We start from the raw sequence: 24,098 nt of genomic DNA, 5'->3' as shown, positions 1-24,098 counted from the left end.
CCGCAGGGGCGATGAGGGTACGGGCGAAGCCTCGCGCACCCAACGTCAGCGAGCCGCTTCGCGCCGGACCCTCACCCCAACCCCTCTCCCGGTGGGAGAGGGGCTGACGGCTGCTCCCTTCTTCCATCGGGAAAGGCAGGCGCGGCTGTTCCCTTCTCCCCTCGGGAGAAGGTGCCCCGCAGGGGCGGATGAGGGTACGGGCGTAGCCTCGCGCACCCAACTCAGCGAGTCGCTTCGCGCCCGGACCCTCACCCCAACCCCTCTCCCGAGGTGAGAGGGGCTAAGGCTGTTCCTTCTCCCATTGGGAGAAGGTGCCCCGCAGGGGCGGATGAGGGTGCGGGCGTAGCCTCGCGCACCCGACTCAGCGAGCCGCTTCGCGCCGGACCCTCACCCCAACCCCTCTCCCGGTGGGAGAGGGGCGCCAGCGCCCTCCGCCGCCGTCCAACGACCGCGTTCTGCGCAGTTGCGCTTGTGCACGGCCGCACGCAAGCGGCTATCGGCATCGGCAGCACCCTCGTCTGGCCGCGGGCTCGCCGGCACGTCGATCCACGTCAAACCCTTGGCGCAGCAGCGGCTCGCATGACCGCTGCGTGTCAACGGATGGCAAGTGTTGTGCCGAGAATTTGGCGGAATGTCTTGTTTTGATTGAATTTTATCTAAAAATTAACAATTAAGTCGCAAATGTGGGACTTCCATCCCGTGTTATGTGGTTTCAAGTCAAAAACTTGACGTACTCAAGATACGGGGTTAACACTCCAGACAGTTCCGCATTTCATCTCAGTTCATCAACGAAAACGAGTTGCGACGGGCGCAAGCCTTTCGCGCCCTGGGGTACCAGGGAGACATGCGGCGCCAAATACCGACAGGGGGTCGGCCGGCTGGAATGCCGGGCGAGGGTGGCTTTTTGACCAAAAACCAGCCTATTTGAGGAGCAGCAGTCGATGAATCGGATTTATCGCAAGGTCTGGAACAAGGCGTTGGGGATGTGGACCGTGGCCTCGGAACTGGCCAGCGGCGATTCCCGCGGACAGCTGGTCCGCGAAGGCAGGGCAGGACGCGCGCAGGGCCTGGCCCTGTCGGTCGCGATCGCCATGGCGCTGGGCGCCGGCACCGCGGTCCTGCCCTCGGCCGCGCAAGCGCAGGCGCTGCAGATCGGCGACGGCGCCAGCGCCAGCGGCGACTACGCCACCGCGGTCGGCGCCGAGAGCAACGCCAGCGGCGAACAGAGCACCGCGACCGGCGCGGCCAGCAACGCCAGCGGCGACGGCAGCGTGGCCAGCGGCACGCTCAGCGAAGCGACCGGCCTGGAATCCACCGCGCTCGGCTACTACAGCACCGCCAGCGGTACCGGCGCGACCGCGCTCGGCGCCGAGAGCATCGCCAACGGCGTCGCCACCGCGGCGGTCGGCCTGGCCGCCAGCGCCGACGCCGACTACGCCACCGCCATCGGCGGTTTCGCCACCGCGACCGGCCGCAACAGCACCGCGCTGGGCAACGCCGCCGTGGCGCAGGGCGAGAACAGCGTGGCGCTGGGCGCCGACGCGCTCGCCGATCGCGACAACAGCGTCTCGGTCGGCAGCGCCGGCAACGAGCGCCAGATCACCAACGTCGCCGCCGGCACCGAGGCCACCGATGCGGTCAACGTGGCGCAGCTGGACGCGGTCAAGCAGACCGCCGACACCACCGCCAAGTATTTCCAGTCCAGCGGCAGCGCCGACAGCGACGCCGGCGCCTATGTCGAAGGCGACAACGCACTGGCCGCCGGCGAAGGCGCCAACGCGATCGGCAACGGCAGCAGCGCGCTCGGCAGCGGCGCCACCACCCAGGGCGGCAACGCCACCGCGGTCGGCAGCAACGCCACCGCCGTGGGCGCTTCGGCGACCGCGGTCGGCGGTGCGCTGTCGATCGTCGACGAAGACGGCGAGGTGGTGCTGGAAGGCACCACCAGCGCCACCGCCCAGGGCGCCAGCGCGTTCGGCGCCGGCGCGCAGGGCAATGGCGCGTTCTCCACCGCGCTGGGCACCGCCGCGCGCGCCGACGGCGTGCAGAGCACGGCGACCGGTTTCTCCGCCGAAGCTGGCGGTCTGGCGAGCACCGCGAACGGCGGCTTCAGCCAGGCCGGCGGCGATTTCGCCTCCGCCTTCGGCTACGGCGCCAATGCCAGCGGCGGCAGCGCCGTGGCGGTGGGCGAATCGAGCCTGGCCAGCGGCGAATCCAGCACCGCGGTCGGCGGCAGCGTGCTCGGCTTTTTCACCACCGAGGCGCAGGGCGAAGGTGGTTCGGCGTTCGGCGCCGGCGCCTGGGCCAATGGCGCGTTCTCCACCTCGATCGGCTGGCTGAGTTCGGCCGATGGCGACTCCAGCACCGCGCTCGGTGGCGCTTCCTGGGCGCAGGCCGAGGACTCCACCGCGCTGGGCTACGGCGCCAAGGCAGGGGCCGCCGGCAGCGTTGCGCTCGGCCAGGGTTCCACCGCCGATCGCGCCGACACGGTCTCGGTCGGCAGCGCCGGCAACGAACGCCAGATCGCCAATGTCGCTGCCGGCACCGAGGGCACCGATGCGGTGAACCTGGACCAGCTCGCTGCGGTCGCCGACGTCGCCGACACCACCGCGCGCCTGTTCTCGGCCAACGGCGAGGGCAGCGCGCTGGCGCAGGGCGAGGAGGCCACCGCCTCCGGTTCCAACGCATCGGCCGACGGCGACTACGCCACCGCGCTCGGTTCCAGCAGTTTCGCCGGCGGCATCGCCGCCTCGGCGGTCGGCAGCGGCGCGGTGGCCAACGGCCAGAACGCCAGCGCGCTCGGCGCCAACGCCACCGCCGACGGCGAGTCGGCGACCGCGATCGGCGGCGTCGCCACGGTCTACGAATACGACGAGGACGGCTTCATCGTCGGCAGCCGCGAGCAGACCACCCAGGCGCTGGGCACCGCGGCCACGGCGGTCGGCGGCGGCGCGCAGGCGCTGGACGCGCTGAGCACCGCGGTCGGCACCGGCAGCTCCGCCAGCGGCGTGCAGAGCACCGCGCTGGGCTACCACGCGCAGACCTTCCAGGACGGCGCCACTGCGGTCGGCGGCCTGTCCGAAGTGTCCGGTGCGCTGGGCACGGCGGTGGGCTACGGTTCGCGCGCCGCGGGCGACTATGCCACCGCGACCGGCATCGGGGCGCGTGCGACCGCGACCAGCACCGTGGCGATGGGCATGAATGCGCTGGCCAGCGGCACCGACAGCGTCGCCATCGGCGGCGTCAGCACGGCCGCCGAAAGCGCCGGCAACAGCGTCGGCATCGCCGCCGCGACCGGCGTCGGCGGCGTCGCCCTGGGCGCGGGCGCGCAGAGCCAGGGCAACTACGCCATCGCGCTGGGCTACAACGCCAACGTGTTCCCGAGCCTGGATAATGATGCCGTCGACTCGGTGGCGATCGGCCACAGCGCCGGTTCGTTCGCGCCGCATACCGTTTCGCTGGGCGGCTATGCGCTGTCCGCGGGCGAGGGCGGGGTGGCGATCGGTCACGAGTCCACCGCGTGGACCGCCAACAGCGTCGCTCTCGGCACCGGCTCGGTGTCCTCGATGTTCCACGACAGCAGCACCGCGATCGGCGCCAACAGCGCGGCCAACGGCACCGACGCGACCGCGATCGGCTACGGCGCGCGGGTCAGCAGCTGGCTCGAGGACGCGCAGAACCGCTCCGCCTCCAGTGCGGTCGCGCTCGGCGCGTATTCCTACGCGGACCGCGACAACAGCGTTTCGGTCGGCGACGTCGGCAACGGCCTGACCCGGCAGATCACCAGCGTCGCCGCCGGCACGGAAGCCACCGATGCGGTCAACGTCGCGCAGCTGCAGGAGGCGGGCAAGTACCTGCAGGCCAGCGGTGGCAACAGCGACGCCGGCGCCTATGTCGAAGGCGACGATGCGCTGGCCGCGGGCGAGGCGGCCAATGCCATCGGCAACGGCAGCACCGCGCTCGGCGGCGGTGCCGCTGCGGTGAGCAGCGGCGCCACCGCGGTGGGCAGCGGTGCCGTGGCGGCAGGGCAGAACAGCGCCGCGTTCGGCACCAATGCGCAGGCCACCGGCCCGGCGGCCGTGGCCGTGGGCGGGGTGGCGGTGGACGAGAACGGCGATCCGCTGATCACCAACGGCGGCGTGGCCGTGGACACCGGCGCGACCAGCGCCGGCGTCGGCGGCACCGCGCTGGGCGCCAGCGCCGATGCCGGCGGCTTCGCCGCCTCGGCGGTGGGCGTGGGCGCCTATGCCGGCGGCGCGCAGGCGTCGGCGTTCGGCGCGGTGGCCAATGCCACCGGCGACTACGCCACCGCGGTCGGCACGCAGAGCGCGGCGACCGGCACCAGCAGCGTCGCCGTGGGCGGCCCGGCCGACCTGATCCCGGGCCTGGGCCTGTTCGTGCAGACCCAGGCCAGCGGGCAGAGCGCGGCGGCGTTCGGCGCCGGCGCGATCGCCTCGGGCGACTTCAGCGTCGCCAACGGCAGCCTCAGCGAGGCCTCCGGCCTGGAGAGCACGGCGCTGGGCTACTTCGCCTATGCGCCGGGCGCCTTCGCCAGCGCGCTCGGCGCCGAGTCCTGGGCCAGCGGCGCCAACAGCACCGCGCTCGGCCACTACAGCACCGCGCTCGCCGCCGACAGCGTGGCGCTGGGTTCCAACTCGGTCGCGCGCCGCGCCAACACGGTCTCGGTCGGCGATGCCGGCAGCGAGCGGCAGATCGTCAACGTCGCCGCCGGCAGCCAGGCCACCGATGCGGTCAACGTGGCGCAGCTGGATGCGGTGCGCACGACCGCCGAGACCACCGCCAAGTTCTTCACCACCGACGGCACCGGCACGGTCGGCGCCTATGCCGACGGCGAGGGCGCGGTCGCGGCGGGCGATGCGGCCAATGCCTACGGCAGCGGTGCGGCCGCCTACGGCAGCGGCGCCGCGGCGATCGGCGACGACGCGCTCGCGCTGGGTAACGGCAGCGCCGCCGGCGGCGCCGGCAGCACCGCCATCGGCGGCCAGGGCCAGGCGTTCGACCAGTACAACCAGCCGATCACCGATGCCGACGGCAATGCGCAGATGATCGGCGCCAACGCCGGCGAGAACGCCACCGCGCTCGGCGCCGGGGCGCAGGCCACCGGGGCGCAGGCCACCGCCACCGGCTACGGCGCGCAGGCCACCGGCGACCACAGCACCGCCGGCGGTTTCAAGGCGCGCGCGACCGGCGACTACAGCCTGGCGCAGGGCGACAACGCCTGGGCCAGCGGCGACGACGCCACCGCCAGCGGCGCCTATGCCTGGGCCACGGCGGACGGCGCCTCGGCGTTCGGCGCCTCGGCCTGGGCCACCGGCACCAATGCCTCGGCATTCGGCACCGGCGCGTGGGCCAGCGGCAACGGCGCCACCTCGATTGGCTTCAACAGCTGGGCACCGGGCCTCAGCGCCACCGCGGTGGGTCGGGGCGCGTTCGGCTACGGCAACTACAGCGTGGCGATGGGCTTCCAGGCGCTGGGCAACCAGGTCAACACGATCGCCCTGGGCACCAACACCCTGGCCGACGCGGAAAGCGCGGTGGCGATCGGCGCCGGCAGCGAGGCGACCGCGTCCAACGCCGTGGCGCTGGGCGCAGGGGCCGTGGCCGATCGCGCCTACAGCGTGTCGGTGGGCAGCGCCGGCAACGAGCGCCAGATCACCAACGTCGCCGCCGGCACCGAGGCCACCGATGCGGTCAACGTCGCGCAGTTGGACGCGGTCAAGCAGGCGGCGGAAACCACCAGCAAGTACTTCCAGGCCAGCGGCAGCGACGACAGCGATGCCGGTGCGCTGGTGGAAGGCGACAACGCGCTGGCCGCCGGCGAGGCGGCCAATGCGATCGGCGACGGCAGCACCGCCTTGGGCGGCGGCGCCAATGCGCTGGCCGCCGGCGCCACCGCGATCGGCTTCAATGCGGTGTCCAGCGGCAGCGATGCGGTCGCGCTCGGCAGCGACAGCCAGGCGCTGGGCCAGGACAGCATCGCCATCGGCAACGGCGCGTTGGCCAGCGAGATCGGCGCCACCGCGAGCGGCGCCGGTGCGCAGGCCAGCGGTACCTACTCCACCGCCAGCGGCAGCGAAGCCGTGGCCTCGGACAACCAGGCCACCGCGACCGGTTTCCGCAGCAGCGCTTCCAACATCGGCGCCACCGCGCTCGGCGGCTACAGCGAGGCCACCGGCTACCTGTCGTCGGCGCTGGGCTACGGCGCGCTTGCCAGCGGCGACTACGGCACCGCGGTCGGTGTCGGCGCGGCCGCTTCGGGCACCGGCAGCGTGGCGCTGGGCGAGTCCAGCGTGGCCTCCGGCGAGGAAAGCGTCGCCGTCGGCGGCACCTCGTTCTTCGGGCTGATTCCGGCCGAAGCCTCGGGCGCCAATTCCGCCGCGTTCGGCGCCGGCGCCGGCGCCACCGCCGACTTCAGCACCGCCATCGGCAGCCTGAGCTACGCCAGCGCGGAGGATTCCAGCGCCTTCGGCTACGGCGCCTACGCCTCCGGCAGCAACAGCGTGGCCCTGGGCGCACTGTCCGAGGCCGAGCGCGACAACACCGTGTCGGTCGGCAGCGCCGGCAGCGAGCGGCAGATCACCAACGTGGCCGCGGGCACCGAGGACACCGACGCGGTCAACGTCGCGCAGCTGGACGAGGTCAAGCAGTCCGCCGATGCGACCGGCAAGCAGTTCAAGGCCAGCGGCGGCGACGACCCGGCCGACGACGTCGGCAGCTATGTCGAGGGCACCTACGCCACCGCCGCCGGCGAAGCGGCCAACGCCTACGGCACCGGCGCCTCGGCGTACGGCAGCGGCGCGCTGGCCGGTGCGCAGTACGCCACCGCCTCCGGCTACAACGCCACCGCCACCGGCGAGTCCAGCACCGCCATCGGCGGTTCGCTGTACTACACCGACGACGCCGGCAACGTGCTGCTCGACGGCACCACCACCGCCAGCGAAGTCGGCGCCACCGCGCTCGGCGCGGGCGCGCAGGCCACCGCAGCGTTCAGCAGCGCCAGCGGCGCCGGGGCCACGGCCGCCGGCCTGCAGTCCACCGCCACCGGCTACAAGAGCGAGGCCGCGACCGACTACAGCACCGCGGTCGGCGCGTTCAGCAGCGCCAGCGGCACCCGCACCAGCGCGTTCGGCTATGGCGCCGAAGCGTCGGGCAGCAACGCCTCGGCGCTGGGCTGGGGCAGCACCGCGTCCGGTGCCTACGCCTCGGCGCTGGGCCACAGCGCGCGCGCCACCGGCGAGGACGCCACCGCGCTCGGCGCCTCGGCCTGGGCCACGGCGGCGCAGACCACCGCGGTGGGCCAGTTCGCCTGGGCCACCGTGCAGGGCGGCACTGCGATCGGCCAGGACGCCTACGCCTACAGCGGCATCAACGCCACGGCGCTGGGCACCAGCGCCTGGGCCAACGGGGCCAACAGCGTCGCGCTGGGCGCCGGTGCGCGCGCCAGCGAGGCCAACGTGGTGTCGGTGGGCGGCGGCAACGGCGTCAGCGGTCCGGCCACGCGCCGCATCACCAACGTCGGCGCGGCGATCAACGCCACCGATGCGGTCAACAAGACCCAGCTCGACGCGGTGGCCGCGGCCGCCGGCGAGACCAGCGCCAGCTTCCAGAGCTCGGGCAGCGGCGTGGCCAGCGCCAGCGGCGTGAACAGCACCGCGGCCGGGGCCGGGGCCGTCGCCAGCGGCCTGCGCAGCAGTGCGTTGGGCGTGGGCAGCGTCGCCAGCGGCGCCGGCACCACCGCAGCGGGCGCCGGCAGTTCGGCGAGCGGCGCGCGCAGCACCGCGGTCGGCCTGCAGACCAATGCGATCGGCGAGAACGGCGTGGCGCTGGGCTACAACAGCTTCGTCCGCAACAGCGGCAGCAACGGCGTGGCGATCGGCGCCAACGCCGGCGTGTCGGCCGACAATGCGGTCGCGCTCGGCGCCGGCTCGCGCGTCTACGAGGCCGACACGGTGTCGCTGGGCAGCGGCAACGGCCGCGGCGGCCCGGCTACCCGGCGCATCGTCAACCTGACCGCGGGCAGCGTCGCCGCGGGCAGCACCGAGGCGATCAACGGCAGCCAGCTGTACCAGTCGCTGAGCAACATGGCCACGTTCCTGGGCGGCGGTGCCGGCCTCGGCGCGCAAGGCCTGTTCGTGGCGCCGACCTACGTGATCCAGGGCGCCAGCTACAGCAACGTCGGCGATGCGCTGGCGGCGCTGGACGGCAAGGTCAGCGAGCTGGATGCGCGCGGCGCCGGCACCGCCAGCGTGTCGCGCAATGCGCGGGTCGCCAGCGTGGCGGCGGTCGCCGAACCGGAGTCGGCGCAGGCCACCGCGCAGGCGGTGTCCGAGCCGGCGGCGGTATCCGGCACCGCGTCCACCGCGCAGGTCGGCGAGGCGACCGTGGCCGATGCCGGCAACGGCGCCACCGCGGTCGGCACGGCGGCGCGCGCCAACGACGTCACCGGCACCGCGATCGGCGGCAGCGCCTATGCGCATGGTCCCAACGACACCGCGATCGGCAGCAACGCCAAGGTCAACGCCGACGGCAGCACCGCGGTGGGCGCCAACAGCCACATCGCCGCGGTGGCGACCAATGCGGTGGCGATGGGCGAGGGCGCCAGCGTCACCGCGGCCTCGGGCACCGCGCTGGGCCAGGGCGCCAGCGCCACGGCGCAGGGGGCGGTGGCGCTGGGCCAGGGTTCGGTCGCCGACCGCGCCAACACGGTGTCGGTGGGCAGCGCCGGCAACGAGCGCCAGGTCGCCAACGTCGCCGCAGGCACCCAGGCCACCGATGCGGTCAACAAGAGCCAGCTGGACAGCGGCGTGGCCACGGCCAAGTCGTACACCGACACGCGCTTCAACACGATGGCCGACAGCTTCGACGTGCTGCGCGGCGACGTCGATGCGCGGTTGCGCGACCAGGATCGCCGCATCGACCGGCAGGGCGCGATGAGCGCGGCGATGCTCAACATGGCCACCAGCGCCGCGGGCATCCGCACCCAGAACCGGGTCGGTGCCGGCGTCGGTTTCCAGAACGGCGAATCGGCACTGTCGGTGGGCTACCAGCGCGCCTTCAGCGATCGCGCCACGGTGACCATCGGCGGCGCGTTCAGCGGCGACGACAGCTCGGTCGGCATCGGCGCCGGCTTCGGCTGGTGAGCCATCGCGGACGGCGGCAGCTGCCGCCGTCCGCCAAGACATGGCCTGAGGGGGCAGACCAAAGGACCTTGGCTGGGCCGGCCAACGGATTCGGGAAAAAGGAGTTTTTTACGGCCGCAACTGTCGCCTGATCCATGAAACTTTGAAGAGGACGTCAACGTGATCGACAAGCAAAATCTTCGTATCAATGCCATCGCCGCCGCCATGCTGATGATGTCGATGGGGGCCTCCAGCGCGTTCGCGGCTGGCGCCGCGTCGCAGCTGCCGGTCAAGGAGCCGAGCAAGTCCGCTCCGGCCGACGCGCAGACTTCCAGCCGCATCGTGGTGCGCTACAACGCCGGCAGCGCCGCGTCCAGCGACCGCAGCGCCAAGCTGTCGGCGGTGCAATCGGCGGTGACCCGCGCCAGCCTCGGCGGTGGCAACGGCATCTCCCGCGCCGCGGCCGCCGGCGTGCGCGCCGAATACGTGCGCACCCTGGGCGTGGGCGCCGACCTGATCCGCCTGTCGGGCAAGCTGAGCAAGGCCGACGTGGACAAGGTGGTCGCGGAAATCGCCGCCGATCCGGCGGTCAAGTACGCGCTAGTAGACGTCAAGCAGCAGGCCGTCGAACTGCCCAGGGCGAAGCTGGAACAGCCGCAGCTGGTGCCCAACGATCCGCTCTACGCGCAGTACCAGTGGCACCTGAGCAATCCCACCGGCGGCATCAATTCGCCGGCCGCGTGGGACGTGTCCAAGGGCGACGGCGTGGTCGTCGCGGTGCTGGATACCGGCATCCTGCCGAACCATCCGGACGTGGCGGTGAACCTGCTGCAGGGCTACGACTTCATCTCCGATGCGGAGACCTCGCGGCGTCCGACCGACGCACGCGTGCCCGGCGCGCTGGACTACGGCGACTGGGTCGAGAACGACAACGAGTGCTACGCCGGTTCGCTGGCCGAGGACAGCTCCTGGCACGGCAGCCATGTCGCCGGCACGGTCGCCGAGGCCACCAACAATGGCGTCGGCATGGCCGGCGTCGCGCCGGAAGCCACGGTGCTGCCGGTGCGCGTGCTCGGCAAGTGCGGCGGCTATCTGTCCGACATCGCCGACGCGATCACCTGGGCGTCCGGCGGCACCGTCACCGGCATCCCGGCCAACGCCAATCCGGCCGAGATCATCAACATGAGCCTGGGCGGCAGCGGCACCTGCGACGCGCTGTACCAAGATGCGATCAACGGCGCGGTGGCGCGCGGCACCACGGTGGTGGTGGCGGCCGGCAACAGCGCCGGCAATGCCTCCAACTTCCGTCCGGCCAGCTGCGCCAACGTGATCGCGGTCGGCGCCACGCGCATCACCGGCGGCATCGCCTACTACTCCAACTACGGCACGGCGGTGGATCTGTCCGGTCCGGGCGGCGGCGGCAGCGTCGACGGCAACCCGGGCGGCTTCGTCTGGCAGAACGGCTACAACGGCGCGACCACGCCGACCTCCGGCGCCTACACCTATATGGGCATGGGTGGCACCTCGATGGCTTCTCCGCACGTGGCGGCGGTGGCGGCCCTGGTGCAGAGCGCGGTGATCGCCGCCGGCAACGCGCCGCTGACCCCGGCCGCGCTGGAGACCCTGCTGAAGCAGACCGCGCGTCCGTTCCCGGTGTCGATCCCGACCAGCACCCCGATCGGCACCGGCATCGTCGACGCCAAGGCCGCACTGGACAAGGCGCTGGAAGTGCCGTGCGATCCGGAAACCGAGGAATGCGCACCGCCGGCGACGGCGTTGACCAACAAGGTCGCGGTGTCCGGCTTGACCGGCGCGGCGGGCAACGAGGTGCTGTACAGCTTCGACGCCGAGGCCGGCGCGGTGCTGAGCTTCCTCACCTACGGCGGCAGCGGCAACGTGTCGCTGTACGTGAGCTTCGACAAGGAGCCCACCAGCAGCAGCTACGACGCCAAGTCGGCCCGTCCCGGCAACAACGAGACGGTGCGCTTCACTGCGCCGAAGGCCGGCACCTACTACATCAAGCTGGTCGGCACGTCGAGCTACAGCGGCGTCAGCCTGGTCGCCCGCCAGTAAGGGTGCGACGCACGGCGCCGGAAACGGCGCCGGAGGAACCAGGAAACCCGGCTTCGGCCGGGTTTCCTGCGTCAGGACGGCGAAACGCGTGGTCAAGCGGCGGATGTCGCTGGCGGCTGGCCGGCCGGCGCGCGCAGGCATGCGCGATCCGGCTTCGGCACTGCGGGCGCCGCGCGCTCGTCTTGCCAACCCTGCGCACTACCGCGACGACCGGCGCCGCCGCGACCGCGCGACCGCGCGACCGCGGCAGCCGGCCACGATGCGCGTCGCCCATGTCATGCCGATGACCGCATGCGGCGCTGCCGCGGCCTCGTAGACAGTCGCACCGGCCGACGCTGCGCGGGCGGGCGGCAGGTCGCGCCGAACTGCTAAAGTCGCCGCACGCTCTGGAGGGATTGTGTGAACGCGCTCGTCAAGGACACTGCTGCCGCTGCCGATACGCCCGAAGCGCGCATCGTCGATGCGTTGCTGGCCAAGGGCCGGCTCAAGGAAGGCGACCTGCTGCGCGCGCGCCAGCTGCAGCGCGAATCCGGCGGCGGCCTGCTGTCGTTGCTGGCGCGCCTGGGGCTGGTCTCCGAACGCGACCATGCCGAGGTCAGCGCCGAAGTGCTGGGCCTGCCGCTGCTCGACGCCAAGCAATTGCCGGCCACCGCGCCGGAGAACCTGCCCGAGGCGCAGCCGTTGTCGCTGCGCTTCCTCAAGCAGTTCCACGTATGCCCGCTGGGCGAGCGCGACGGCGCGCTGGAACTGTGGATGTCCGATCCGCACGAGACCTACGCTGCCGACGCGGTGCGCCTGGCCACCGGGTTCGTGGTGCTGCCGCGGGTCGGCCTACGCTCGGAGATCGACGACCTGATCGAGCGCTGGTTCGGCCAGGGCCGCAGCGCGATGGGCGCGATCGTGGAAACCGCCGACGGCGACAGCACCGCCACCGACGACATCGAGCACCTGCGCGACCTGGCCTCCGAAGCGCCGGTGATCCGGCTGGTGAACCTGGTGATCCAGCGCGCGGTGGAACTGCGCGCCTCGGACATCCACATCGAACCGTTCGAGAACCGGCTGAAGGTGCGCTACCGCGTCGACGGCGTGCTGATCGACGGCGAAAGCCCGCCGGCCAACCTGACCGCGGCGGTGATCAGCCGGGTCAAGATCATGGCCAAGCTCAACATCGCCGAACGCCGCCTGCCGCAGGACGGGCGCATCATGCTGCGCGTGCAGGGCAAGGAACTGGACCTGCGCGTGAGCACCATGCCCACCGCGCACGGCGAGAGCGTGGTGATGCGCCTGCTCGACCGCGAGACGGTGGTGTTCGACTTCCACCGGCTCGGCTTCACCGACGCGTTCCTGCCGCAGTTCCGCAAGGTGCTGGAGCAGCCGCACGGCATCCTGCTGGTCACCGGCCCCACCGGCTCGGGCAAGACCACCACGCTGTACACCGCGCTGAGCCAGCTCAACACCTCCGACGTCAAGATCATCACCGTCGAGGACCCGGTCGAATACCAGATCGAAGGCATCAACCAGATCCAGGCCAAGCCGCAGATCGGGCTGGATTTCGCGCATGCGTTGCGCAGCATCGTGCGCCAGGATCCGGACATCATCATGATCGGCGAAATGCGCGACCTGGAAACCGCGCGCATCGCGATCCAGTCGGCGCTGACCGGCCACCTGGTGCTGTCCACGCTGCACACCAACAACGCTGCCGGCGGCATCACCCGCCTGCTCGACATGGGCGTGGAGGACTACCTGCTGACCTCCACCATCAACGGCATCCTGGCGCAGCGCCTGGTGCGGCGGCTGGAGCCGACCCATGCCGAGCGCTATGCGGCCTCGCCAGAGGAGATCGAGAAGTTTGAACTGCGCCGGCTGCAGCCGGAGGGCGAGATTTTCCTGTTCCGCCCGCGGCCTTCGGCGATCGCGCCGACCGGCTACCTGGGCCGCACCACGATCATGGAATTCCTGGTGATGAACGACGCGCTGCGGCGCGCGGTGATGCGCCACGCCGGCATGGGCGAAATCGAGCAGCTGGCGCGCGAGGCCGGCATGCGCACGATGTACGAGGACGGCCTGGGCAAGGCGCTCAGCGGCCAGACCACGATCGAGGAAGTGCTGCGCGTCACGGAGGAAACCTGATGCGCGCGGCACGCCGCGTCGGCGCAGTCGTGCCGCGCTCGCGCCGGCATGCGCGGAGCAGGCACGCCACGCTTTCCGAGTCCCGAGTCCCGAGTCCCGAGTCCCGCCCCTAATGCCCCTGTACCGCTACAAAGCGCTCGACCCGCACGGCGAGATCCTGGAAGGCCAGATGGAAGCCGCCAGCGACGCCGAGGTGGCGCTGCGCCTGCAGGAGCAGGGGCATATGCCGATGGAGGCCAAGCTCGCCGCACAGGGCGGCGGCACCTCGCTGCGCGGCCTGTTCCGGCCCAAGCCGTTCGACGGCGCGGCGCTGGTGCAGTTCACCCAGCAATTGGCGACCCTGCTCGGCGCCGGCCAACCCTTGGACCGCGCGCTGTCGATCCTGCTCGAACTGCCCGAGGACGAGCGCTCCAAGCGCACCGTCGGCGATATCCGCGACGCGGTGCGCGGCGGCGCGCCACTGTCGGTCGCGCTGGAGCGCCAGCACGGCCTGTTCTCGCGCCTGTACATCAACATGGTGCGCGCCGGCGAGGCCGGCGGCAGCCTGCACGACACGCTGCAGCGCCTGGCCGAATACCTGGAGCGCAGCCGCGAACTGAAGGGCCGGGTGATCAATGCGTTGATCTATCCAGCGATCCTGGTCAGCGTGGTCGGCTGCGCGTTGCTGTTCCTGCTCGGCTACGTGGTGCCGCAGTTCGCGCAGATGTACGAGAGCCTGGACGTGCAGTTGCCGTGGTTCACCCAGGCGGTGCTGAGCGTGGGCCTGTTCGTGCGCGACTGGTGGATCGTGTTGCTGGTGGTGCCCGGGCTGGCGCTGCTGGCGGTGGACCGCAAGCGCCGCGACCCGGCGTTCCGCGCCGGTTTCGACACCTGGCTGCTCAAGCAGCGCTTCATCGGCGTGCTGATCGCGCGGCTGGAAACCGCGCGGCTGACCCGCACCCTGGGCACGCTGCTGCGCAACGGCGTGCCGCTGCTGGCGGCGCTGGGCATCTCGCGCAACGTGCTGTCGAACCTGGCGCTGACCGCCGACGTCGGCGCCGCCGCCGACGACGTCAAGAACGGCCACGGCCTGTCGGCCTCGCTGTCCAAGGGCAAGCGCTTCCCGCGGCTGGCGCTGCAGATGATCCAGGTCGGCGAGGAATCCGGCGCACTGGACACGATGCTGCTGAAGACCGCCGACACGTTCGAGCAGGAAACCGCGCAGGCGATCGACCGCCTGCTCGCCGCGCTGGTGCCGCTGATCACCCTGGTCCTGGCCTCGGTGGTCGGGCTGGTGATCATCTCCGTCCTCGTCCCTCTGTACGACCTCACCAATGCGATTGGGTGAGGCCATGCGTTTGCGAACCACTGGTTCGCGCATGGCCGAACGCCCGGCCATGGATGGCCGGGCCGGCGGTTCCGGCGCACGTGGTGCTGCGCCATGGATGGCAGCGCGAACCCTTGGCGCAGCGGAGTGTCGAATCGAAGGAGGTCATGCGTTTGCGAACCATTGGTTCGCGCATGGCCGAACGCCCGGCCATGGATGGCCGGGCAGGTCTGTCAGGGCATGGCGATGTCGCGCCATGGACGGCAGCGACGATGCCTGCAGCATTCGTGCGCCGCGCCATGGCGCATGGCGCGCCGAAACGCCCGGCCCGGCGGCACGTCACGTCGGTCCGCAGCCCCGCTGCGCAGCCAAGGCCGCTGACATGACAGTGGCATCGCCGCCGCGCACCATGGCGCGTGTCACGCCGAGATCTCCGCGCATGAAGCGCAGCTGCACGACCCGCACGCCACGACCGCCAGCGTCGCCGCGTTCGGCTACATAAGGTTTTTCACCGCAAGGATCCGATGCAATGCGAACTATCCGCTCCCTGACCCGTTCCCCCTCCGCCGCACGCCAGTCGGGCATGAGCCTGCTGGAAATCATCATCGTCATCGTGCTGATCGGCGCGGTGCTGACCCTGGTCGGCAGCCGCGTGCTCGGCGGCGCCGATCGCGGCAAAGCCAACCTGGCCAAGTCGCAGATCCAGACCATGGCCGGCAAGATCGACAACTACCAGCTCGACACCGGCAAGCTGCCGTCCAAGCTCGACGACCTGGTCGCCGCGCCGGGCGGCGTCAGCGGCTGGCTCGGTCCGTACGCCAAGGCCAGCGAACTGAACGATCCGTGGGGCCACCCGATCGAGTACAAGGCGCCCGGCGACGGCAAGCCGTTCGACCTGATCAGCCTGGGCAAGGACGGCCAGCCCGGCGGCAGCAGCTACGACGCCGACATCAAGTACGAGTGACCCCGGCGCCGTGATCCAGACCCATGCCCGCGCTCACCGCCGCGGTGCGCCAGCGCGCGCCGTCGCGGCGCGTGCGCGCATGCGCGGCGTGTCGCTGCTGGAGATGCTGCTGGTGGTGGGACTGATCGCGATCGCCGCGGTGCTGGCCGCGTCGGTCCTGACCGGCGGCATCGACGGCATGCGCCTGCGTTCGTCGGCCAAGGAGATCGCCTCGCAACTGCGCTACACGCGGGCGCAGGCGATCGCCACCGGCCAGCCGCAGCGCTTCCTGATCGATCCGCAAGCGCATCGGTGGCAGGCGCCCAACGGCCGCCACGGCGAGATCCCGCCGTCGCTGACGGTGCGCTTCAGCGGCGCGCGCGAGGCGCAGCGGCGGCAGGACGAAGGCGCGATCCAGTTCTTCGAGGACGGCGCCGCCACCGGCGGGCGCATCGAACTGCAGGCGCGCAGCGCCAGCTGGCGCATCGACGTGGCCTGGCTGACCGGCGAAGTCAGGGTCGGGCGTCCGCCGCAGCAGGGCATGCCATGAAGGCGCAGCGCGGCTACACGCTGATCGAGGTGATCGTGGCGTTCGCGTTGCTGGCGCTGGCGTTGACCCTGCTGCTCGGCTCGCTGTCCGGCGCCGCGCGCCAGGTCAAGCGCGCCGAGCAGCTCAGCCGCGCCACGCTGTACGCGCAGTCGCTGTTGGCCGCGCAGGGCGTGGAGCAGCCGCTGCAGCCGGGCCGCGAGCAGGGCAGTTTCGAGCAGGGCCGCTACCGCTGGATCCTGGACGTGGCGCCGTACGTCGATGCGCGGCGGCCGCCGGACACGACCATGACGCCCGGCGCGCCGACGCTGCTGCAACTGAACCTGCAGGTGCGCTGGGGCGATGCGCCGGCGCAGGCGTTGCAGTGGAAGACGCTGCGCCTGGTCAGCGCGCAGAACAACGGGGTGCCGCAATGAGCCTCGCGCCGGGCCGCGCCGCCGCGCGCGGCTTCACCCTGATCGAAGTGCTGCTGGCCACGGTGCTGCTGGTCGGCGGCCTGACCCTGGCCTTCGCCACGCTGCGCTCGGCCACCGCGATCAGCGGCCGCGGCGAGAGCATCGCCGGGCGCAGCGAGCGCATGCGCGCGGTCGAGGGTTTCCTGCGCCGGCGCCTGAGCGGCGCGCAGGCGATGGCGCTGGACATCGACAGCCGCACCCTGCAGCCGGTGCGCTTCGTCGGCGAGCCGCAGCGCATGCAGTTCGTCGCCGATCTTCCCGACTACCTGGGCCGCGGCGGCCCCTACCTGCACGACCTCAGCGTCAGCGGCGACGGCGGCCAGCAGCGCCTGGCGATCGCGCTGGTGCAGGTGCAGGCCGGCAAGCAGATCGCCGAAGAAAAGCCGCGCCCGCCCGAGCCGCTGGCCGAGGGCCTGCGCCAGGTGCGCTTCCGCTACCGCGGCATCGACCCGGAGCGCGGCAGCATCGGCCCCTGGCAGGAGCGCTGGGAGAAGACCGACCAGTTGCCGCTGCTGGTGTCGATCGAGCTGAGCAGCGACGACGGCATGGTCTGGCCGCCGCTGGTGGTGGCGTTGCGCCAGGCCGGCAGCGCGGAGGCGCGGCAATGAGCGCGGCGCCGAACCATGCGCGCGGCGCGGCGCTGGTGCTGGTGCTGTGGCTGATCGCGCTGCTGACCGCGCTGATCGGCGCGTTCGCGCTGACCGCGCGCACCGAAGGCCTGCAGGGCAAGGTGCTGGGCGACGGCGCGGCGGCGCAGGAGCGCGCCCGCGCCGGACTCGAATACGCGCTGACCCGGCTCGCCGGCACGCCGACGCAGCCGGGCTGGCGCGCGGACGGGCGCCGCTACCGCTGGCAGTACGAAGACGCCACGGTCGACCTGCGCATCACCGACGAGAGCGGCAAGGTCGACCTGAACCTGGCCGACGCGCCGCTGCTGGCGGCGCTGGTGCGCGCGGTCGGCGGCGATCCGCAGCGCGCCGACCGCATCGCCGCGGCGATCGTGGACTGGCGCGATCCGGACAACCTCAGCCAGCCCAACGGCGGCGCCGAGGACCCGGACTACGCCGCCGAAGGCCGCCCATACGGGGCCAAGGACGCGCCGTTCGAGAGCCTGGCCGAACTGCAGCTGGTGCTGGGCATGGATGCCGACCTGTACGCCAAGCTGCTGCCGAACCTGACCCTGTACAGCGGCATCTCGCGCCCGGCGCCGGATTTCGCGCCGGCACCGGTGCTGACCGCGCTCGGCCTGGACGCGCAGCAGGTGCTGGCGCAACGCGAGCGCAACGACCCGGCGCAGGCCGCGCCGATCGGCGGGGGCGGCGGCACCTACAGCATCGAAAGCCGCGCGCGATTGGCGGCCGGACGCGAGGCCGTGCTGCGCGCAGTGGTGCGCCCAGGCTCGTCGGCGCTACCAGGCTCCGCCTACACTGTGCTGCGATGGGAAGAAGGATCGACCGTTCGATGACTGCGTGGCGCGACACAATGGAGAAGTTCGGCGTGCGCATGACGCCCGGTGCCGGCGGCCTGCTGGCCTGGTGGCAGCGGTCGCTGATGGCGTGGCTGCCGCCGCGCTGGCAGCTGCAGCTGGGCTGGTCGCAGGCGCGGCTGCTGCTGTGGCGCGACGGCGAGCAGCTGCTGGTCGCCCGCCAGCTCGGGGCCGAACTGGGCGCGCCGCTGGCATTGCCGTGGCCGCTGTCGCCGGCGGACCTGGATGCCGTGCTCGGCCCGCGCCTGGCGGCGTTGCCGCGGGCCTGGCTGCTGCCGGCGCACTCGGCGCTGCAGCGCACGCTGCGCCTGCCGGCCGCCGCCGCCGATCACCTGCGCGACGTGGTCAGGTTCGAGATCGACCGGCAGACGCCGTTCCAGGCCGACCAGGTGGTCTACGACGTGCGCCTTGGCGCGCGCCGCGACGATGCGCAACTCGACGCCGAACTGGTGGTGGCGCCGCGCCGCGTGCTGGAGGACCTGCACGCCAGCGCCGGTGCGCTGCGTCCGACCCTGGCCGGGGTCGACGTGGCCGGCGCCGACGGCGCGCCGCTGGGCGTGAACCTGCTGCCGCCGGAGCAGCGCCATCGCCGCGCCGATCCAATGCGGCGCTGGAACGCGATCCTTGCCGCGACCGCGCTGCTGGCGCTGTTCGCCGCCGGCTGGCAGTTGCTGGACAACCGCCGCGACGCGCTCGAGCAGCTGCGCGCGCAGGTGGACAACGGCGCGCAGCGCGCGCGCGGCGTGTCCGCGCAGCGCCAGCAACTGGTCGACCTGGTCGAAGGCGCAGCGTTCTTCGACCAGCTGCGCGCCGAGCGCCCGACCTCGCTGGAAATCTGGAACGAGCTGAGCAAGCGCCTGCCCGAGGGTACCTACCTGGAGAAGTTCTCGGTGGAGGGCGACCAGTTGCAGCTGATCGGACTCAGCAGCGAAGCGTCCTCGCTGGTCGGGCGCCTGGAAGGCTCGCCGCTGTGGCGCACGCCGTCGCTGACCGGCGTGCTGCAGGCCGATCCGGGCAGCCATCGCGACCGTTTCACCCTGACCGCCGAACTGGCCGGGACCAAGCGCAAGGAGGCCGCCGATGCCGGTGCAGGTCGATAAGCGCGACCGCTGGCTGGCGCTGGGCCTGCTGCTGGCGGTGCTGGGGCTGGGCTATCTGGTGCTGGTGCATCCGTGGTGGACGCTGCCGATGCGCGAGGTGGAGGCGCAGATCCAGGAACTGCGCCAGCGCGAACTGCGCGTGCGCATGCAGTTGCAGCAGGCGCCGCAGGTGGCGCAGCGGCTGCAACAGGCGCAACGCGAGCTGGCCGAGCGCCCGGGCTTCCTGCGCGAGCCCTCGGCCGAACTGGCCTCGGCCGGCCTGGTGCAGCGCCTGGAAAGCGCGGTGGCCACCGCCAGTCCCGGCAACCGCAGCTGCGCGATCAGCAACCGCTCGCCGCTGGCCGCCGACAACCGCCGCGACCGTTTCACCCGTGTCGCGGTGCAGGTGCGGCTGCGCTGCGGCACGCCGGAACTGGCGGCGGTGCTGCATGCGCTGGAAAGCGGCACCCCGGCGCTGTTCGTCGACAACCTCAACGTAATGGCGCAGCGCTACCAGCTGTCGCCGGGCGAGAGCGGCAACGGTCTGGACGTGGCCTTCGAACTGGCCGGCTATCTGCGCCCGAACGCGATGCCGGCGCCGCCCGCGGCAGCGGGCACGTCACCGTCGCCCGCGGCGGCATCGCCGGGCAATCCTGCGCCGCCGCCGGGTGCGCCGGTGATGGATGCCGGCACGCCCGCCGGCCCCGGGCCGAGCGAGCCGGCGCCTGCGGCAGCGCCGTCGCCCATGCCGGACGCCGCCGCGCAGCCGCAGCAAGAGGGGGGCGCGCATGCGCATTGAAGCGATCGGCCTGCGCAGCGTGTGGCTGGCGACGCTGGCGCTGTGGGGCCTGCTGGTGTGGGTGCTGGGCGTGGCTGGCCTTGGCCAGCGGATCGAGCCGCTGCCCGACGATCCGGCCATGACCCAGCGCCTGCCGGCCTTGCCGGCGGCGGCCGGCGAGCGCCTGGGCGAGTATTCGCGCTATGCCGAGATCGCCGCGCGCCCGGTGTTCGCCGAAGACCGCCGGCCGCATCCGTTCTTCCTCAGCGCCGACAACGGCCAGGCCGCCGCGCCCAGCGTGCGCCTGACCGGCGTGCTGCTCACCGACACCTTCAAAATGGCCACGCTGACCACCGAGCAGGGCGAATCGCTGCGCCTGCAGCAAGGCAGCGATCCGGTGAAAGGCTGGCGATTGCTGTCGCTGGAACCGCGCCGCGCGGTGGTCAGCGGCGGCAGCGGCACGCAGACGCTGGAGCTGCAGGTGTTCGACGGCAAGGGCGGGCAGCCGCCGACCGTGCTCGGCCAGGGCGCGCGTCCGCCGGGCATGCCGCCGCTGCCGCCGCCGGTGGCCGCGCCCACCGTCAACGCGCCTGTCAGCAATGCCGCGATCAATACCGCCGTGCCACCGCCGCCGTCGAACGCAGCGGGCAATGCGCCGCCGCCGAGCGAACCGGCCGCCGCGCCGGCGCCGTCGTCGCAACAGTTGCAAGCCATCCGCGAACGTATCGAAGCCCGCCGCCGGCAGTTGCAGCAACAACGCCAGAACGGCACTCCCCCCGGCCAGAACCCTTAGAGTGATCGCATGACGCCGCGCTTGTTTTCCCTGTTCCTCGCGATCGGCCTGGTGGCCGGCTGCGCCACCACGCCCTCGCCGGACGTCCGCCGCGGCGCCGCGATCAATCCCGCCGTCGGCGCCGCCGGCAGCACCAGCAGCACGCCCGGCGGGCCGGCCGGCACGGCCGATCCCAACGACCTGCCGGAGCGCGTCGCCCCGGTGATCCGCCGCGGCAGCGGCACCATGATCAATTCCGGCGCGGCCGCCGCCCCGGCGCCGTCGCTGGCCAACGCCAGCAGCGGCAGCGCCACCTTCAACTTCGAAGGCGAGTCGGTGCACGCGGTGGTCAAGGCGATCCTCGGCGACATGCTCGGGCAGAACTACGTGATCGCGCCGGGCGTGCAGGGCACGGTGACCCTGGCCACGCCCAAGCCGGTGTCGCCGGCGCAGGCGCTGAACCTGCTGGAGATGGTGCTGGGCTGGAACAACGCGCGCATGGTCTACAGCGGCGGCCGCTACAACATCGTGCCCGCCGACCAGGCCCTGGCCGGCACGGTCGCGCCGAGCACCGCCTCGCCGGCCAGCGCGCGCGGCTTCGAGGTACGGGTGGTGCCGTTGAAGTTCATTTCCGCCAGCGAGATGAAGAAGGTGCTGGAGCCGTACGCGCGGCCCAACGCGATCGTCGGCATCGACGGCTCGCGCAACGTCATCACCCTCGGCGGCACCCGCGCCGAGCTGGAAAACTACCTGCGCACGGTGCAGATCTTCGACGTGGACTGGCTGTCGGGCATGTCGGTGGGCGTGTTCCCGATCCAGTCGGGCAAGGCCGAGCAGGTCGCCGCCGACCTGGAGAAGGTGTTCGGCGAGAACAGCAAGACCCCCAGCGCCGGCATGTTCCGCTTCATGCCGCTGGAGAACGCCAACGCGGTGCTGGTGATCACTCCGCAGGCGCGCTACCTGGACCAGATCCAGGAATGGCTGGACCGCATCGACAGCGCCGGCGGCGGCAGCCGCCTGTTCTCCTACGAACTGAAATACATCAAGGCCAAGGACCTGGCCGACCGCCTGGCCGAGGTGTTCGGCGCCGGCGGCAACCGCGGCGATTCCAACGCCTCGCTGATGCCGGGCACGCAGTTGAGCCAGATGAGCGGCGGCGGCTTCAACGGCAGCAGCGACGGCGGCCTGGGCGGGAGCGGCAGCCTGAACGGCAGCGGCGGCGACAGCTTCTCCTCGGGCAGCAGCGGTTCTTCCTCGTCCAGCAGCGGCGGACTGGGCAACGGCAGCCTGCAGCTGTCGCAGCGCACCCCCGGCAACGGCAGCGTGACCCTGGAAGTGCAGGGCGACAAGGTCGGCGTGTCGGCGGTGGAGGAGACCAACACCTTGCTGGTGCGCGCCACGCCGCAGTCGTGGCGCTCGATCCGCGACGTGGTCGAGAAGCTCGACGTGATGCCGATGCAGGTGCACATCGAGGCGCAGGTGGCCGAGGTCAGCCTGACCGGCGATCTGCGTTACGGCGTGAACTGGTTCTTCGAGAACGCGGTGAGCGCCGCCGCCGATGCCACCAACATCGGCATCGGCGGCGGCGCCAACCTACCCAGCGCCGCGGGACGCAGCATCTGGGGCGACATCGCCGGCAAGGTCACCGGCACCACCGGCCTCGGCTGGACTTTCCTCGGCAAGAATGCCGCCGCGGTGATCAGTGCGCTGGACAAGGTCACCAATCTCAAGCTGCTGCAGACCCCGTCGGTGTTCGTGCGCAACAACGCCGAGGCCACCCTCAACGTGGGCACGCGCATTCCGATCAACTCGACCTCGATCAACACCGGCATCGGCACCGATACCAGCTACTCCTCGGTGCAGTACATCGACACCGGCGTGATCCTGAAGGTGCGCCCGCGCGTGACCAAGGACGGCATGGTGTTCCTGGACATCGTGCAGGAAGTCAGTACGCCGGGGTCGCGTCCGGCTGCGTGCACCGAGGGAACGACCAGCGTGGTCAACAGCTCGGCCTGCAACGTGGACATCAACACGCGCCGGGTCAAGACCGAGGCCGCGGTGCAGAGCGGAGACACCATCATGCTGGCGGGCCTGATCAACGACAGCACCAGCGACGGCAGCGCCGGCGTGCCGCTGCTGAGCAAGCTGCCGGTGGTCGGCGCGCTGTTCGGGCAGAAGTCGCAGGAAAAGACCCGCAACGAAGTGATCGTGCTGCTGACCCCGACGATCGTGCGCAACCCGCAGGAAGCGCGCAATCTCACCGACGAGTACGGACAGAAGTTCAAGGCGATGGAGCCGCTGCCGGCGTCGGACAAGAAGTAAGCACCGGTGACCCTGCCCATCGTGCTGCTGCCGGTCGGTGTCGACGACGCCGCGCTGGACGCGTGCCTGGGCGCACTCGAAGCGCATACCCCGGCCGGCACCCGCGTATGGCTGGCCGACGACGCGCAGTCCGGGCCGCGTGGCCAGCGCGTGGTCGAGGCCTGGTTGGCGCGCACCCGGCTGCAGGCCGACTACACCCGGCGCCCGCGCATGCTCGGCGAGGTCGCGCATTTGGACGAGATGCTGCGCGCCTGCGCCGGTGCCGACGTGGTGGTGCTGGCCGCCGACGCGCAGCCGCTGCCCGGTTGGCTACAGCAACTGAGCGCATGCCTGGCGCGCGATGCCGCCATCGCCAGCGCCACGCCGTGGAGCAACGCCGGCGAAGCCTGCGCCTGGCCGCGGCTGGGCGAGATCAATCCGGTGCCCGAGGACGGCGAACGCCTGGCCCGCGCGTGTGCGGCGCTGCCGCCGCTGCATCCGGAGCTGCCGGCGGCGGTGTGCCATGCGGTGGCCCTGCGCGGCGCGGCGCGGCAACGCGCCGGCGGCCTGGACGCGAGCAGCTACAGCTCCTGGTACGCGGCGCTGACCGACCTGTCGCTGCGCATGGCCGGACTCGGCTGGCGCAACGTGCTGTGCGAAACCGCCTACGTCGCGCGCAGCGGCGAGGGCCGCGCCGCCGACGGCGACATGGACGCGCTGGCCACGCGCTGGCCGGCCTGGCATGCGCGCCTGGCCGGGTTCCTGATGCACGATCCGCTGCGTGCACGCCGGGACGACCTGCAGCGCCTGTACGCCGAGCTGCCGCCGCCGGACCCGCAGCGCGCGCTGTTCGACGCCTAGCGCGCCCAGGCGCCGCCGGACGCAATGCCCCAGCCCTGTAGGAGCGGCTTCAGCCGCGACGAACGCAGTCGCGGACTGGGCGATCCTGAGAAGCGGTCGGGACCGAAGTCCCTCCTACAGGAAGCAGCAATACGCACGTGGCGGGGAGGCCCCTGTAGGAGCGGCTTCAGCCGCGACGAACGCAGTCGCGGACTGGGCGATCCTGAGAAGCGGTCGGGACCGAAGTC

Annotated in this window: 14 protein-coding genes; all 14 read left to right on the top strand. The window is 72.0% G+C overall.

The genetic code is table 11. The features are described from left to right. Positions 1-941 precede the first annotated feature (941 nt). The 14 genes from VDQ83_RS17020 to VDQ83_RS16955 all read left to right on the top strand — a co-directional run bounded on the left by VDQ83_RS17020 (position 942) and on the right by VDQ83_RS16955 (position 23,871). Positions 942-9,161 carry an ESPR-type extended signal peptide-containing protein gene (locus tag VDQ83_RS17020; protein ID WP_455435820.1) on the top strand — a complete coding sequence of 2,740 codons (8,220 nt, stop codon included), beginning with the start codon at positions 942-944 and terminating at the stop codon, positions 9,159-9,161. A gap of 159 nt (positions 9,162-9,320) precedes the next feature. Next, positions 9,321-11,213, top strand: coding sequence for a S8 family peptidase (locus tag VDQ83_RS17015; protein ID WP_455435819.1), 1,893 nt, complete (start codon positions 9,321-9,323; stop codon positions 11,211-11,213). A gap of 399 nt (positions 11,214-11,612) precedes the next feature. Further along, entirely contained in the window at positions 11,613-13,343 is a 1,731-nt protein-coding gene (gene gspE / locus VDQ83_RS17010) for a type II secretion system ATPase GspE (RefSeq protein WP_455435818.1), read from the top strand. Between the two features lie 112 nt (positions 13,344-13,455). Next, entirely contained in the window at positions 13,456-14,670 is a 1,215-nt protein-coding gene (gene xpsF / locus VDQ83_RS17005; RefSeq protein ID WP_455435817.1) for a type II secretion system protein XpsF, read from the top strand. 508 nt (positions 14,671-15,178) lie between these two features. After that, positions 15,179-15,613, top strand: a complete 435-nt coding sequence (gspG, locus tag VDQ83_RS17000) for a type II secretion system major pseudopilin GspG (RefSeq protein ID WP_263397204.1) — start codon at positions 15,179-15,181, stop codon at positions 15,611-15,613. A gap of 79 nt (positions 15,614-15,692) precedes the next feature. Next, positions 15,693-16,142 carry a type II secretion system protein XpsH gene (xpsH, locus tag VDQ83_RS16995; protein ID WP_263397205.1) on the top strand — a complete coding sequence of 150 codons (450 nt, stop codon included), beginning with the start codon at positions 15,693-15,695 and terminating at the stop codon, positions 16,140-16,142. Beyond that, on the top strand, positions 16,139-16,555 hold the full coding sequence (gene xpsI, locus VDQ83_RS16990) for a type II secretion system protein XpsI (RefSeq protein WP_455435816.1): 417 nt from the start codon (positions 16,139-16,141) through the stop codon (positions 16,553-16,555). The genes xpsH and xpsI overlap by 4 nt, the downstream gene beginning before the upstream one ends. After that, positions 16,552-17,202, top strand: a complete 651-nt coding sequence (locus tag VDQ83_RS16985) for a type II secretion system protein J (protein WP_455435815.1) — start codon at positions 16,552-16,554, stop codon at positions 17,200-17,202. The genes xpsI and VDQ83_RS16985 overlap by 4 nt, the downstream gene beginning before the upstream one ends. Then, on the top strand, positions 17,199-18,059 hold the full coding sequence (locus VDQ83_RS16980; protein WP_455435814.1) for a general secretion pathway protein GspK: 861 nt from the start codon (positions 17,199-17,201) through the stop codon (positions 18,057-18,059). Before VDQ83_RS16985 ends, VDQ83_RS16980 begins: the two co-directional genes overlap by 4 nt. Next, positions 18,056-19,180: a PilN domain-containing protein gene (locus VDQ83_RS16975; RefSeq protein WP_455435813.1), complete on the top strand. Its 1,125-nt coding sequence runs from the start codon at positions 18,056-18,058 to the stop codon at positions 19,178-19,180. Before VDQ83_RS16980 ends, VDQ83_RS16975 begins: the two co-directional genes overlap by 4 nt. Continuing rightward, positions 19,161-19,958 carry a type II secretion system protein GspM gene (gspM, locus tag VDQ83_RS16970; RefSeq protein WP_455435812.1) on the top strand — a complete coding sequence of 266 codons (798 nt, stop codon included), beginning with the start codon at positions 19,161-19,163 and terminating at the stop codon, positions 19,956-19,958. Before VDQ83_RS16975 ends, gspM begins: the two co-directional genes overlap by 20 nt. After that, positions 19,948-20,730: a type II secretion system protein XpsN gene (gene xpsN, locus VDQ83_RS16965; protein WP_455435811.1), complete on the top strand. Its 783-nt coding sequence runs from the start codon at positions 19,948-19,950 to the stop codon at positions 20,728-20,730. The genes gspM and xpsN overlap by 11 nt, the downstream gene beginning before the upstream one ends. A 9-nt stretch (positions 20,731-20,739) precedes the next feature. Further along, a complete protein-coding gene (gene gspD / locus VDQ83_RS16960) occupies positions 20,740-23,031 on the top strand; it encodes a type II secretion system secretin GspD (protein WP_455435810.1) in 2,292 nt (763 codons plus the stop codon). A 6-nt stretch (positions 23,032-23,037) separates the two neighbouring features. Continuing rightward, the gene (locus tag VDQ83_RS16955; protein WP_455435809.1) at positions 23,038-23,871 is read left to right on the top strand and encodes a glycosyltransferase family 2 protein; all 834 of its coding nucleotides are present in this window, start codon (positions 23,038-23,040) and stop codon (positions 23,869-23,871) included. Positions 23,872-24,098: the final 227 nt, after the last annotated feature.

The organism is Xanthomonas sp. WHRI 7945, assembly GCF_035026585.1.
The sequence above is the reverse complement of the archived record's forward strand: the minus strand, read 5'-3'. Positions and strand labels throughout refer to the sequence as shown.